This is a genomic window from Holdemania sp., from assembly GCF_986127675.1.
Genome location: NZ_CFQZWI010000024.1, coordinates 1 through 14452, shown reverse-complemented (window position 1 = coordinate 14452; position 14452 = coordinate 1). Strand labels below are relative to the sequence as shown.

At 48.7% G+C, this 14452-nt stretch carries 13 protein-coding genes and 2 pseudogenes; 7 read left to right on the top strand and 8 right to left on the bottom strand.

The annotated features are described in order from the left end of the window. Positions 1-7: 7 nt before the first annotated feature. From AC5OW4_RS05705 to AC5OW4_RS05680, 6 genes are all read left to right on the top strand, one after another. Entirely contained in the window at positions 8-784 is a 777-nt protein-coding gene (locus AC5OW4_RS05705) for a PTS mannose/fructose/sorbose/N-acetylgalactosamine transporter subunit IIC (RefSeq protein WP_072685246.1), read from the top strand. Further along, entirely contained in the window at positions 777-1574 is a 798-nt protein-coding gene (locus AC5OW4_RS05700; RefSeq protein WP_072685245.1) for a PTS system mannose/fructose/sorbose family transporter subunit IID, read from the top strand. The genes AC5OW4_RS05705 and AC5OW4_RS05700 overlap by 8 nt, the downstream gene beginning before the upstream one ends. 69 nt (positions 1575-1643) lie before the next feature. Next, a complete protein-coding gene (locus AC5OW4_RS05695) occupies positions 1644-2690 on the top strand; it encodes a hypothetical protein (RefSeq protein ID WP_295769097.1) in 1047 nt (348 codons plus the stop codon). Positions 2691-2712: 22 nt separating this feature from the next. Next, positions 2713-4737: a BglG family transcription antiterminator gene (locus AC5OW4_RS05690; RefSeq protein ID WP_493676751.1), complete on the top strand. Its 2025-nt coding sequence runs from the start codon at positions 2713-2715 to the stop codon at positions 4735-4737. Positions 4738-4871: 134 nt separating this feature from the next. Next, a complete protein-coding gene (locus tag AC5OW4_RS05685) occupies positions 4872-5282 on the top strand; it encodes a PTS sugar transporter subunit IIA (protein WP_195548309.1) in 411 nt (136 codons plus the stop codon). A gap of 121 nt (positions 5283-5403) precedes the next feature. Then, a complete protein-coding gene (locus tag AC5OW4_RS05680; RefSeq protein WP_072685241.1) occupies positions 5404-6246 on the top strand; it encodes an HAD hydrolase family protein in 843 nt (280 codons plus the stop codon). A gap of 319 nt (positions 6247-6565) precedes the next feature. Here the strand turns inward: AC5OW4_RS05680 and AC5OW4_RS05675 are convergent, their stop codons facing one another. The 3 genes and pseudogenes from AC5OW4_RS05675 to AC5OW4_RS05665 all read right to left on the bottom strand — a co-directional run bounded on the left by AC5OW4_RS05675 (position 6566) and on the right by AC5OW4_RS05665 (position 8035). Continuing rightward, a complete protein-coding gene (locus AC5OW4_RS05675) occupies positions 6566-6832 on the bottom strand; it encodes a DUF7660 family protein (RefSeq protein WP_083538611.1) in 267 nt (88 codons plus the stop codon). 238 nt (positions 6833-7070) lie between these two features. Continuing rightward, positions 7071-7529, bottom strand: a pseudogene (locus AC5OW4_RS05670) (imm68 putative immunity domain-containing protein); the annotation flags it as partial. Between the two features lie 86 nt (positions 7530-7615). Continuing rightward, entirely contained in the window at positions 7616-8035 is a 420-nt protein-coding gene (locus AC5OW4_RS05665; RefSeq protein ID WP_072685240.1) for a DUF3788 domain-containing protein, read from the bottom strand. Positions 8036-8708: 673 nt separating this feature from the next. Here AC5OW4_RS05665 and AC5OW4_RS05660 point away from each other — a divergent pair. Beyond that, entirely contained in the window at positions 8709-10652 is a 1944-nt protein-coding gene (locus AC5OW4_RS05660) for a BglG family transcription antiterminator (RefSeq protein ID WP_308560284.1), read from the top strand. 45 nt (positions 10653-10697) lie between these two features. Here the strand turns inward: AC5OW4_RS05660 and AC5OW4_RS05655 are convergent, their stop codons facing one another. From AC5OW4_RS05655 to AC5OW4_RS05635, 5 genes and pseudogenes are all read right to left on the bottom strand, one after another. After that, positions 10698-11522 carry a PTS system mannose/fructose/sorbose family transporter subunit IID gene (locus AC5OW4_RS05655; protein ID WP_308560283.1) on the bottom strand — a complete coding sequence of 275 codons (825 nt, stop codon included), beginning with the start codon at positions 11520-11522 and terminating at the stop codon, positions 10698-10700. Continuing rightward, positions 11515-12309 (bottom strand): PTS mannose/fructose/sorbose/N-acetylgalactosamine transporter subunit IIC, encoded by a 795-nt coding sequence (locus AC5OW4_RS05650; protein WP_072685236.1) that lies wholly within the window; start codon positions 12307-12309, stop codon positions 11515-11517. Before AC5OW4_RS05650 ends, AC5OW4_RS05655 begins: the two co-directional genes overlap by 8 nt. A gap of 18 nt (positions 12310-12327) precedes the next feature. Further along, entirely contained in the window at positions 12328-12810 is a 483-nt protein-coding gene (locus tag AC5OW4_RS05645) for a PTS sugar transporter subunit IIB (RefSeq protein ID WP_117895558.1), read from the bottom strand. Between the two features lie 334 nt (positions 12811-13144). Next, on the bottom strand, positions 13145-13558 hold the full coding sequence (locus AC5OW4_RS05640; RefSeq protein ID WP_308560282.1) for a PTS sugar transporter subunit IIA: 414 nt from the start codon (positions 13556-13558) through the stop codon (positions 13145-13147). A gap of 561 nt (positions 13559-14119) precedes the next feature. Further along, positions 14120-14452 (bottom strand): annotated as a pseudogene (locus AC5OW4_RS05635) (hypothetical protein); the annotation flags it as partial.

Here is a 14452-nt window from a genome sequence, read left to right as displayed (position 1 = left end):
GAGAGAAATGTTTACTCCAATTCAAATCATTCTGGTCTGCGCGTGGATGTGGGGATTCACCGTGATCGGAATGAGCGTTCAGCTTTTCAGCTACGGCGTGGCGGTTCTGCATGGCTTCGTTACCGGCTTGATCATGGGCGACGTTGCGACCGGCCTGACCGTCGGCGGCACGTTATGCTTAATGGGTCTGGGGGTCGGCGGTTACGGCGGATCCTCCGTTCCGGATTACGCGATGGGTACTGTCGTCGGTACCGTCTTCGCGATTGCGACCGGCGGCGGGGTCGAAGCGGGCCTGGCGACCGGAATTCCGGTTGCGACCTTAGGCACGCAGTTTGATATCCTTGCGAAAATGTGCGGTTCCTTCTTCATTCACAAACAGATGGACTGCGTTGAAAAACACCAGTTCGATAAAATGGGTATCTGGGCGCACGGCTGGAATATTTTCCGCGCTACGCTCTACACGCTGCCGATCTTACTGGTTATGACCGTCGGCTCCGGGATTATTACCACCCTGTTGGCGAACATGCCAGTCTGGCTGACCAAGGGCCTGAATACCGCCGCCGGGATGCTTCCGGCCGTGGGCTTCGCGATCCTGATGAAATATCTGCCGATCCGCGAATACGGCGTCTTTATGATCTTCGGCTTCGCCGCCGCCTCCTACCTGGGACTGTCGATGGTCGCGATTTCAATGTTCGCGTTCGTCGCCGCCTACATGGTCTATAAAGGCTTGGAAAAGGGCAATACCGCCGCAGCGGCCGGAAACGGAGGGAACTACGATGAGTAATGTATTAACCAAAAAAGATCTCCGGCGCTGCTTAAACCGTTATATTTTCACACGTCAGTCGCCGTTTAACTATGAAACGATGCAGTCGGGCGGCTGGGTCTACTCCATCCATCCGGCGATGGAAAAGATCTATGACGGCGACGCCGATCTGTTAGCGGAAAAGTACAAGGATCATTTCAAATTCTATAATACACATCCGTGGATGGGCAACATCATCCTCGGCGCATGCATCGCGATCGAATCCACGAAGGATCCGGACGCAACCAAACAGGCCGTTGAAATGCGGACCGCGCTGATGGGACCGCTGGCCGGCATCGGCGATGCGATCATCTGGATCATGTTTATGACAATCCTGGGCGCGATTGCCGCGTATATGGCGTTGGAAGGCAGCATTGTCGGCTGGGTCATCGCCGAAGTGATTCAGCTGGTCATCTGGTTTGCCTTCTACAAATTGTTCTTCGTCGCCTATGAACAAGGCGTTACCTTCGTCACCACCCGCAGCGCGCAGCTGCAGCACATCACGGAAGCGGCGTCTGTACTCGGCCTGTCCGTTGTCGGCGCGCTGGTCGCTTCGACCGTCAACGTCAAATTCGGCATTACGATGAGCTATGGCGAAGTCGTCCAGCCAGTCAACGATCTGTTGGATTCGATCATTCCGCATTTCGGCAACGTGGTCACCGTCGCCCTGATCTACTGGGGGTTAGGCCGCAAGAGCATGACGTCCGGCAAGATGATCGTCATCGTGCTGGTGGCCGCCATCGTTCTTTCGGCGATCGGCATTCTTGCCTGAGCCGCAAAATCAGGATGAACAGGAAGCACGCAGGACTCTTGCGTGCTTCCTTTCTTAAAGGAGAACCCGATGATTCGATTAAAAGAAAATGTTGCACAATTTATGGACGAATTCGTCCAGAAGCATGACCGCTTTGAACGCCTGATCGGCCAGGGGCGATTTGAAGAGGTGAACCCGGAGCTGCTGCAAATGATGGAACGGGTGCTGCCCGGCTTTGCATTCCGATTGTTCCAACCGCAGAACAGCCGGGAAATTCATCTGGAACTGACAACAACGCTGGATCCCGTGCGCAGAATTCTGGCCTATTATTTTTGTTCCCGGCTGCCTGACAGTCTGAAATCCCGCTGGTGTTTCGACGCCAGCCACCCGGCGCTCAAAGGCAATTTCACATACAACGGCCGGACCTGGAGACCAGATGAAATTCAGGTTATCCCCACGCTGGACAACAAGCGTCACCGGCTGAACCTCAAAGTTGAAAAACATCCGAAATTTAAAGACCTCCGTGAGGAAGACTGCTTCATGATATTATATATGATGCTTTCTGACGCGTTGGGGGAAATTGCGGTCGAAGCTTATCTTGGCTCCCTTCAGTTTCTGAACGGGGTCGGGAAGCTGACAAGCCGGGGGAAAAAACGGGTGTCGCTGCTCGAATTGGAAGCCGTGCTGCATGAAGAATGGGAAAAACGTGGCTGGATTGATCCTCGCGATATCGTCTTTATCGCTGAGAATTACACCCGCCGGACAAAGAAGCTGCAGCTGCGGCAGGATATCATCGAAGGCATCAGCTTCTGCCTGCCGCTGTTAAACGAAGAAGGCGAAGCGACTGAAAAACAAGAATCAACAAACCTTGTCCGGGCGTGTCAGGCAGGCTATTGCAGCGTTGTCGTCAACGAGGCGCCTGCGCTGGCGAAAAAGGAAAAGATCGCGCATCGGGAACAGGTGGAAAAAGAAGTCAGCCGGATATTGAGCGAGGGACAAAGCGGGATGTTGATCAACGCCGCGCTGGGCAACGCGCATAGTTACGTTGATTTTCTGGTCTATGATCCCCCGGCCCTGGATGCCATAAAGACCTGGGCCGCGGCGCATGCGCAGCTGGAAGTCCTTGAACTGGATTGATTGAACAACAGGAGGTGAACGGATGAAGGAAAAACTGCTTCCGATTCAAATACAGCTGCTCGACCGGCTGAACCGGACTAAGGAACCCGTCAGTTCCCAATTTCTTGCCAACAGTCTGGGCGTTTCCAGCAAGACAATCCGTAAAAACCTCAGCCAGCTGAATCTTGCGCTGAGCGATCAGGGCGCGGCGATCGCCTCCAAAACGGGCAGCGGGTACTGGCTGATCATTGAAGATCGGGAACGCTTCGAGCAGTTTATGCAGAACACATCCGTTCGCCCTTCGCAGCATATCCTCAATCCGATTCAGGTTGACCGCGCGCATTTCATTATCCGCACGCTGCTCTGCCGGCAGGATTACACCCGCATTGAGGAGCTGGAAGATCTGCTTTTCATGAACCTGACCAGTGTCAAACAGATTCTGAACCGGGCTCGTGAAATTCTGAAGCTGTTCGATTTAAAGATCGTTTCCAAAAGCCGCCACGGAATGAAAATCAGCGGCCGGGAACATGATCTCCGGCTGTGCCTGAATTATGAATACGGCAATTATTCCACGACCTCACTGCACCTGGCCCAACCGGAAGAATATGGCCGGCTTTACCGATTTGATCCACAGATTCAGCAGCGGATTGAGCGGATCATCCGATCGCTGCAGGAAACGTTCATCAGCTACAACCTGTCGGTCTCCAGTCTGGCTTCCCTGAGCCGGCTGATTCTGATCTCCGCCGTCCGCAGCAAGAACGGTCATTTGCTGGACTATCCTGAATCAACCATTATCCGGTTCACGAACCGGAATTCGTATTACGTCGCCAAGCTGGTGCTGAACCAGTGCGCCGAATTACTTCAATGCACCTTTATCCGCGAAGATATCATTTTACTGGCAATCGGTTTCGTCGGTTTCCGGATCGCGCTGAGTCCGGACGAAATGTTTCGCGACGGATTTCTGGAAAGCAAGGATATCGCATTCGATCTCGTTCAGCATCTGGCGCAGACCAATCAGTTCAGCTCGATCAACAAGGATATCAAGCTGGTCGACGACATCGCGCTGCACCTTGACGGTTTGTTTACCCGTTCCCGCTATCATCTGCGCACGACACAGTTTGCCAGCGAGGTGCAGGTGGAAAGCTCGCTGATGTCGCGGAAAATGGCGATGCAGGCGATGGTGTATCTGCATGAGAAGTATGAAATCGAAATCAGCGCGGAGGAAATCACGCGGCTGGCGCTGGTAATCCACCCGGTCTTCGGCCGCTTCCCATGGAAGTTTAAAAAGATCCGCGCCTGCTGCGTATCCAACATCGACAAAAGCGTCGGCCGCGGAATCGCGGAACGATTGATGCGCAATTTCGGCCGGTTCATGGAACAGATCGACGTTTTGGAATTGTATGAATTAAAAGACGCTGACTTAAGCCTGTATGAATTGTTATTTACCTCGTACAACCCTGAAGAATTAACGTTTCTTCCCAAGTCGCTGACGGTTTTCCAGCTGGATCTGTTCTTTGATGAAAGCACCAAGCGCAAGATCCGTTCCTTATTCGTCAACGGCAATCATCACAGCAATTTCAAGATTCGCAGTGATCTGCGGCCGGAGTTGATCTTTACCGGGGTAGAGGCGGCCAGCGAGGACGCCTGTCTGAAAAGAATCAGTGAATCGCTGAAGCCGGTTCTGTTGGACAGCCCTCAGGCGTTAGAAGAGGACTTGCGTACCTGCGAGGAAATCATGGCGTCACAGCCACGGGATAACGTCGTCATTCTCAGCGGCCTGCATTCTCACACCGCCAACGTCATCATCGGCGTCTTTGTCCTGAAACGGCCGATCCCTTGGAATCACAGCCTGCATAAAGCGCAGATCATCGTGTATTGGGATCGCGGACAGGTCGCGAAGGATGCGGAACGGTTTGAAAATGAATACGTGCCGCATCTGTTGGAAACGGTGTTTCACGACCGGCTTGTGATCGACGAACTGGTTAAAAATCCGGATTATGAGCATCTGATGGATGTAATTCTGGAATATCATTTCGCGGTGCTGACGCTGGGAAGCAGCTTCCGGTAAATGATTTCCATTCATTTCCGATCATCGGTCTTCATCGGATCCAGACCCCAAACCGGCATCGGCGAGCTGCGGCTGCGCGGCCTTGCGGGCTTCAGCTCACAAAACTGAAAAAATGAAAGAAAGAAGGAAGAATGATGCGTAAAATTGTACTCTTAAGTCACGGCGGGATGGCGAAGGGCCTCCTGAACACCTTAAGTATTTTCACAGCCAATATCGACCAGATCACAGCGATCAGTGCTTATGTTGACGATTGTGATCCCAAAGCGGAACTGGAATCGTTCTGGGCAAGTGTTAACGATGACGATCAGGTCATCCTGTGCACCGATATTCTGGGCGGCAGCGTCAATCAGCTGGCTCTGCCCTACCTTTCCCGGCCGAACACTTATCTGTTTACCGGAATGAATTTTCCCATGTTGCTGCAGCTGACCTGCCTGGATGAAAATGCAACGGAGGCTGAGATCAAAGCGCTGGCCGACGTCGGCAGAGAAGCGGTCGTCTGCATGAATGATTATCAGTTCCCGCAGTTTGACGACGAAGACGAATAAGCTGCATACTGAAGCGGAAACGGCGACGGATAAGCGGAAATCTCAACTTCCGTTCAGGCCCGATTTCAGAGTAAAATAAGAAGCAAAGAGAAAAAAAACAGGGGGGGGAGAAGGAGCGATTATGATTAAATGGATTGTCAGCGATCTTGACGGCACATTATTTGAAGGGCATGGAGAAACGGTCTTTGATTTATGTCCGGCCAATGAAGCGGCGCTGAAAGCACTTCAGCGTCAGGGGATCGAGTTTTGCGTTGCCAGCGGACGGATGATCGGCTACGGTATTCATTTGTTAGAAAAATATGGGTTTCGCGCCATCCGGGCCGCGGGATTTAACGGCGCCGTTTGTTATGATCAGGGACAGTTCGTCGTCACTGATCCGCTGCAGGTCCGCCAGCTTCGCGAAATCGTCGCCATCCTTGACGGCGAGTTTCCGCAATGGACTATGATTCAGGTTCAGGGCATGAATTCCGAACGGATCTTTGCGGATCCTCTTCATCCAACGGCGCAGCGTTACCGAAAGGAATGCGCTGAGCTTGGAATCGGTCAGGTCATGGATTTTACACTGGATGAGTTCCTCAACGATGACCGCGGGATTCTCGCCGGCAAGCTGTCGCTGACGCTGCCTTCGCCGGAAGTCTGTCTTGCGGCCCTTCTGCGGCTGCGTGAACGGCTGCAGGGACAATGCTTTGTCACTCAGAGCGGAAAACAGCTTCTGGAAATTGGAAACGGAGCGGCGCATAAAGGTGTCTTTATCGACTATCTGAAGACCGCATATAAGCTGAAAGCGGAGGAAATCGCGGTGATCGGCGACGCTCAGAACGATGCGGAAATGTTTGCCGGGGCGGGACATACCTTCGCGATGCAAAGCGGCAGTCCCAAGCTGCAGCGCATCGCCGGGCACATCGTAGAATCCGCAGCGGATGCGATCAACTGGTGTCTTGATTATAATGCAAAGCATGCCTGAACTGAATTCGTAAAGCGCAAAGCCATAAACGGCGGCGCTTTTTTTATGGGATCCGGATAAGCGTTCATGTTTGGGTTTCTGCTAAAACATCCGGAAACTGATTTCCACTGAACTCAATTTTAAAACGTTCCTTTTGCTTTTCCGACTCAACAATGAGCTGAGCTTTGAACTAGAAAAGACCTCCGGAACACTGAGCGCTTCGCCGCATTCTTTTCCATAAAAAACAGCGAATGAATTGATTCGCTGCAGTCCGTCAGCTTCAAATTGATTATGTTTTTGAAACCAACGTATTGAGAAGGATGAAATCCGGGCAAAGCTTTTATTCATAGAGCTTTCCCATATAGAGAATTTTAGCCAAAACCTGAAAATCCACTTCCGCCCAGACTATATTCTTGGTGGGACTGGCTGAATCGTCTTCTATCCAGCTTGCCATTTGTTGCAAATAGTCAGGGATTGTCGTATTTTCCCATGCTTCAAGATGTTGTTGATAATCTAAAGACAGGTCTTCAAGAAATTGAATGAAAGCTTCTTTTCCTGAGATCTTGTTAATTTTCTCAACCCATCCGGATTCTTCTTCAGTCTTCATCGAATTCCATTCCTTTCTATGCCGTAGTGTAGCAGTTACCTTGCTTTTAGAGAGCCCGGTTCTCTTTTCTGAGGTTTGCTTACCCACGCTTCATATTTTTTTCAAACTTTGTGATATAAGCCGATTTAATTCTTCCGAAGAGATACCATAACATCGAAGAACATCGTTAAAATCCATCAAAACCTCGGCAAGTTCTTCAATCAGATCTTTTCTTCATCCTTTCATTCTGACTGGCCGCTTACCCAAATAATTCCTTACGCAGATTTTCGCAGTCGCGAGCTATTTCCTTCATTTCTTCCTCTGGAACCATTTCATAGAGATCATGAGCCAGCGGGTCCTTCGACAAATCAGCCAGTGTTTTGTTCATACAAGCTTTTTCCTTGGAAGTGGAAATAATTCGAATTGTACAGTCATCCGCATTGTTTTGAATTAGCCCTAAAGGCACATTGCCATTAACCTGACACTCCAACAAAAGAGCGGCCAGATCGGTTATAAGGCTGATCGAAAAATCAAATTCATGTTCCAGACCGTCTTCGTCTTTCAATTCAAGCGGCCATTCCGTAATTTGGAAGTTCCAATTCAGCTAATCCAGACCTGTATCCGCCAAGATTTCACTTAATGAAATTTCATCTTTCTGCTTTCCAATGAGATAATCCAGCAAAGTCAAACTGTCGTCTGTGCCGCCGATATAATTGCCCCATACTTTTCGACAGCCTTTTCATCTGCCTCTTTTCCATTTATATTTCAATTCCCAGATGCAGGGCTGGTCCAACTGAACCGAAATCATCTGCCTTTGCGAATATCAAGCAAATGAAATATATCGGCATACATTTTTGATTTCTCCTCTAAATCGATCATCAGCCATTTTTGTCCATTCCCCATTTGCGTCTGATAATAAAGCTCTCTTAATTCTGCGGTACATTCTTCCAGAACAGCCTCAACCGCTTCTTTCTCTTTTTGTCCAATAACGATTAAAACGGAAAAATATCCTTTTTCAGGATAGATCGTACATAGATTCTTTCCCGCCTTTCTCCACTTAACATTCCAACCGAATTTCCAACTGCAGGAACTAAATTCTATTTTTTCTTTGCCCTTATATCTGTTTTTAATGTCTTCGCAAAATTGAATAAATAGGGGATTCTTGACGTACTCTCCAATTTCTTCCAAAGTTGGACAAGCGGTTCTGTCCCGGATATCAATCATCAGCTGTTTCTCCCATGCCCAGATTCTTCATCTAAACTTATTATAACTTCCTTGATCTCCCTGCACAATCCGTTATTTAGCGCTTTAAGCACAGCCTCGAAAATCATTTTCCTCACTTGGACCTATGATTTTTGTTTTATTTTAAGTCCCTGCTTTCTTCCTGACTTTCCTCTGCCAAACTCATCCGGAATGTGTTATAGTAACATGCCTCGGGGAAAACAATGTTATAACAATCAGAAGATAAAATCTTACAACACCTCTTCTTTTGCGGCAATGATGCCAGCGGTGAGTGAAAGGAAGTAAGATCTGCAATGTTTCTTCGATGGGCGCAGTAAAATTTTACGGCGTTGTTTGTAAAAAGACTATTTTGCTTCATTGTCTAAATGGCTTAGATCCATCCTTGTCAGACTTTACAGCAGCAGGATCAAATTGAAGTTTGAGAAAAAGCGCCGCGCTCCGGACATGAATCCATTTGCGATATGCCTCGTCATTTTTATTTTGCAGAGCCTGCAGCTGTTCAAAAATTCACTTCCTGATCCCTGCGTTCTTGGAAATACGATCAGGAGAATCGGAAACAAACGAAACCACGAAACGGCCATAATAACCCGTCTGCTCACCATGCACATGCAATAATCCTGAAAATCCTTTATAATGAAGTTCAGGAGAAATAATGATGCTAAACGAACTTGGAAAAACACTTTTGCAGCAAATCGCGGCCTGTCATGATTACATCAGCAGCGAAGAACTCAGTAAAATATGCAACGTTTCGATCAACACGATCCGCAAGGAAATTGATTTGATCAACGATTATCTCCGCGGACATGGCTGCTTCATCGACACCAAGATTGCCTCCGGTTATTGTTTAACGATGGTCCAGCCGGAACAGGCACAGCCATTTTTAGCGCAGATCCTGAAAGAATTCCGCCAGTTTCGCTACTTGAACTACTCTGAATTTTCTACCGCATATACGATTGCGATGAAGCTGTTAACAGCTTCATCCTATACGACGATTGACTCACTGATGAACAGTTTATATTGTTCCAAAAGCACCGTGCTGCGCACGCTGGATTCGACACAGCTGATCCTCGATCAATTCCATCTCGACTTGAAAAACAAACGCAATTACGGGTTATATATTGAAGGTACCGAATGGTCGAAACGAATCTGCCTGATTTTTATGCATAAGGTCTTCGTTCATGAAAATCCGCAGCTTGTCCGCACCAGTATTTTCAACGCGCTGTTTCTCAATCATACCGACTATCCCACGGCAGTCCGCGATTGCGTGCTGCGTTATTTCAGCGCTCAACAGGCGATCACCATTCCAAACATCCACTTTATCAAACTGGCGCAGTATCTTCTGCTTGCCAGAACCCGCTCCCCTTTCAGCAAAGATCTTCACTTGACCCCCTCCCAGATCCAGCGGCTGCATTCGCTGCCGGTTTATCCAGCTGCCCAGGCAATCTACGCTCAGCTTCCAGTTTATTTTCAGGAAGGCGTAAGCGAAACTGACATTTTATCTTTTGCCGCGCTGATCGCCTGTTGTATGACGATAAGACAGCCGGATTGGATTCCTGACGCAGACCGGCACGCAATTCAGGAGGAAGTCCAGGAGGTTGTCGATTTTATTGCCAAATATTACGAAGTCGACGGCATATTCGACACGATTTTTTATCGGGATTTTGCCTGTTATCTGTACGGCTTGAATTTGAAAAAAGAGTTTGATTTCACTTCCGATTCCGAGAAGCTTCCCGGTTCGACAAAAATCGGCCTGTTATCCGCGGATATCAGCTCGCTGTTCGCTTTGTTTTACAAGGTGAAACACGGCGTGTATCTGCAGGAGGTCGATTTAGTGGATGCCTATTACATCTTCAATTCCGCGCTATTTAAAAATAACACTTATTATAACAAAATGAAATTTGCGGTCGTTTCCCGGCATGGTCGGTATTACAGCGAAAATCTGTCCGATCGAATACGCATGCAGTATGGGCGCTATATCCAATCCATTGACGTGTTGGAATATACGGAATTGTTCAATCATGAGCTTGACGCTTATGACGCGCTGCTTACAGACGTCAACAGACACATCCTGCCGGAGAATTACGCCGGAGCCTTGATCGACTGCAACCTGAATCACATCCAGTCGGATCTCAATTCTCTTTCCACATTTCTGATTCAGCGCTTCAACGCGAAAGCGCGGACCTTGTTCCGTGAAAAGAACTTCCACAAATGCAGCTTCACCTCGCAGATGCAGGTCTATGACGCAATCTACAAGCTGTATCAGAATGAAATAGGCGATTATGAACATTTCATCCATGATTTAAAGATGCGCAGCAGCTTCATCAGCTATGAGAAGGAAAAGAATATCATCCTGATCACGCCGCTGGCGCTGCGGATCGCGCAGCCGGTCTTCGAGGTGTTCGTCAACAAGAAGCCGATGCTGTGGGAACGGGCGAAAGCGAGCGTCTACATCTTTTATCAACAGGGCAATGGAAGCAAAGAGAACGTTCAGATCATTTCCTACCTGCTGAAGCAGTTCATCCATCAGAACGAGCTGTTTATCAACACTCTGTATGACCGCTCCTATAAGGATGTCGTCGGGATTTTCCATGTGCTTTAAAAAAGGCTGTCACGGGTTGGAATTTGCGTGACAGCCTTTGGTTTTTTAGAGGATGCCGAAGAAAGCGAGCACGATGCAGGCGCCCATGATCATGAAGATCAATTTCGTCGGCGACCAGCCCTTCTGGACCTGGGAGAAGCTCCAGCCCCACAATAACAGGGAGAGCAGGCCCGGCATAATCGAGTCCAGCATGCCCTGGAAGTCGATCGTCGCACCGCCGATCACCGGCTGCAGCGCAATTTTGATCGAAACGTTCTGCGCGATCAGCGCGCCGACCATGATCGCACCCAGGATGCCCGCTGCTTCCGTAATTAACGGAACGATGCCGCGTTCAAAGGCTTCCGTGATCAGGCTGGTGCCGTAGCGGTAGCCGGCCGTTAAGAAGATATATTTGTAGACCAGCAGCAGGCAGCCGTACAACAGGACGAACAGAATGACGCCCAGCAGACTGCCGTTGGCGGATAATCCGATACACAGACCGGCGATGATGACGCGGTAGCAGTTGAAGAAGAAGCTGTCGCCGATGCCGGCAGTCGGTCCCATCAGGGACGCTTTCAGCGTGGAAATGGTTTCCGTAATATCGTCTTCCGGATGTTCAGCCTGCTGCTTTTCCATTGCCAGCGAAATACCGACCAACAAACCCAAGAATACCTGATGGGTATTGAAGAATTCGCCGGCGTGGCGGTAGAAAGCCTTGCGGCGATCTTCCGGATCGTCATAGAACATTTCCAATCCCGGCGCCATCGCCATCGCGAAGCACTTGGACTGCTGGGAAACCTTACTGCTTGCCATGTTGGTGCCTAAGGAGAAGTAGAACGATTTATTCAACATTTTTCGTTCTTCCGGAGTCAGTTTCGGCGCCTTATTCATAGAAATCATCCCCTTCCTGAGCATTCGTGCCAATCGCCGCGGCAGAGCGGCTCTGCGCTAATTTATAGCTGTTCTGGAAATGCGCGAAGGCAATGACGATGCCGATCAACGCCAGCGGCAGCGTGCCCAGCGCCAGATATTTGACGGCGACAAAACCGAGAATGACATACATGACGGTTGTTGTTCCATTCCAGATCGCCTGCGTCGTCAAGCATAAGCCGACGACTACCAGCATGTTCGCGGAAGCGTTGAGACCATTGATGATAAAGGCCGGGCAGATCGAGATAAACGTCTGCAAACCCGCTTCGCCGCCCAACGCGACCAAGAAGACGACGATCGTGTTCAGCAGCTGAGAAACGAAGATGACCTGCATCCACATGGCGATGCGGAATTTCTTAACATTGCCGGTTTCCGCAATTTTCATAAACCACGGATGCAGCGCTAAGGCAATGGCCTGCGTGAACGGCTTCACGGCGTTGATCAGCGTGCCGACGGTAACGGCCAGCGCCAAGCCGACGCCCTGATCCGCGCCGGACAGAACAACGAAACCGACAGCCAGAACGGAAGCGGCCTGATAGTTGGACGGTGCTTCGCCGCCAATGGCGGAGACGCCCATGTAAACAGCTTCCAGTTCTGCGCCAATGATGACGCCGGTGGTGATATCGCCGCACATTAAACCGGTTAATGTACATAAAACTAACGGACGGGTAAACGTTTGCCATCCCAGCCAGTTGTCAGCAACCTGCCATAAGAGATAGGCGAACGCGATCAATAATGCGTTGGTCATGAGGAACCCCCTTTTTCTTTAAAGTTTGGAAACGATCTCGGCGAAGTTTTCAACCGGGTTGGATGGAATCAGCTGTGAGAATACATGACCGCCGATCTGGGCCAGTTCTTTGAAATAGACCAGATCTTCCGGATCAGAATTGACTCCCCGTGTCAGATTGACCTTGTTGGCGGATTTTTTCTTGACGTAGTTGGCGACGTTGACCTCCGTGATCGGCAGCGCTTTGACCAAAGCGACCGCGTCTTTCGGATTGTCGACAATGATCAGCACGCGCACCGTGTCCACGCGCGGATCGGACAGCAGCTTAATCGCGTCGGGAATCGTCTTCACCGCGACCTTTTTGCCTGCGGGCGCCGACATCAGCAGCGTCTGGGTGGTCAGCGGATCCTTAGCCAGCTTATCGCTCGCGACGACAATCCGGCTGACATCGAGATAGCGTGACCAGGCAGTGGTAATCTGTCCATGGATCAGACGTTCGTCGATTCTAAGTTGAACAATCATTCTTCCTTTCCTCCTCTTTTTTCATCAGCGGTGATTTCCGTTGATTTCAACATCATCATTATACTTAAAGCGCTTTCACCTAAAATTTCAAAAAGTAATAATTAATGGACGCTTTTTGTGAACTTTTCATTCTGAGATCTTAGTTGTGACTTGAATCAAGCTTTCTGATTTACGGCATCAACCCCAAGGTGAAGAAAGAAGCTGAGAAATTTTGATCTTCCTGTTCAGCCTGATCTGGATTTCTGATTTCCAATGCCCAAAACCACAAAAAACCCAGCCTCAGCCAGGGTTTTTGTAAAATATAAATCTTCAGTCTTATCGTAATCGTCCGATTTTAAAAGAAATCGTCGTCGCTCTGCGGCTGTGCGACTTCCCACAGCCGAATTCCATCTTTTCCAGTCTGCATCAGCGTGCTCAGCTCCAGATCACCAGCTTCCCGCAAACCCAGCAGTTCTAAAAACAAAGGCAGGTTAACACCGCAGATCACATCGACCTGCCCCGGCTTTAAATAGCGCGTCGTCTTGTGCGCCGGCGTTCCCGCAAACAGATCCGTCAGCACCAGCACGCCGTCGCCGCTGTCCAGTTCCGCGATCGCCTTACCAATCATTTCCTCAAACGCCTCGCTGTCATCAGTCATCTGATAGCCTAAAGCCTGCACCTGCGGCAAATTCTCACCGAAAAAAATTGAAGATGACTGCAGCATGCCTTTCGCCATATCGCCATGGCTTAACAATAAAATTCCCTTCATGGTCTGCTCCTCTCATGGAACCTCCGTCTAAATTAACCAGAGATTATCGTTAAAATTAAGATTTCCACATTGATCATTATACTGGTTTCTGCTCTTTCTTCTTTTCAAAATTTGATCGGTTCATAGATTGAATCCTGAACGTAATTTTATGATCATGACACTTTATTTGTCGGTTAACCAAAAGACAATTTTATTTTAGTCTGTTTGAAGAATTACAGATTTTATTCTTAACCGTTAATATTTGACGGGGTGAGTTTTCTAAGCTGATCATGGAAATCGACCAGCGTATTCATCTTATATGAAACTAAGATTATCTGATCGACATCCTTCTCCTTTAATTTATCTAAACAGGCTTCATCCGTTTCCGTTAACGCTCATCTCTGATTCCGTCTGTCCTTCAGGGTTAATTCTCCCTTTCACCCTGTGCTATCCTTTATTCTATGCCTTTTTTTATCTGCTTCATGTTCATTTCATCCTATTTGATACGCATCTTGACGATTACATCACTGGTGTTCTTTAGATAATCCATTCGTTTTTCTTCCCTTGGCTTCTCTCCTTCGGTTAGTCATGAGAAAATGAAAACTGAGCATGATTCTCCGCTTGATGCTTTGAATCAGAAAGCTTTTTCAGTTGATTATGAAGATCTTTCGGGGTATTTATTCTATTTAAAACTTGGACGACCTGATTCACTTCTTCTTCATTTAAACTGTCCAAATCTTTCTCATCACTTTCCGTTAATTCCCATTTCTGCCGCAGTAACTCCTTCAGCAAGGAAACTTTCCCTTTTACGATTCCTTGAACCATCCCTTGTTCCATCCCTTGTTCCAACCCTTGTTTCATCCCTTGTTTCACGCCTTTCTTTACACCTTTCCGCATCCCTTTTTCTATGCCTTT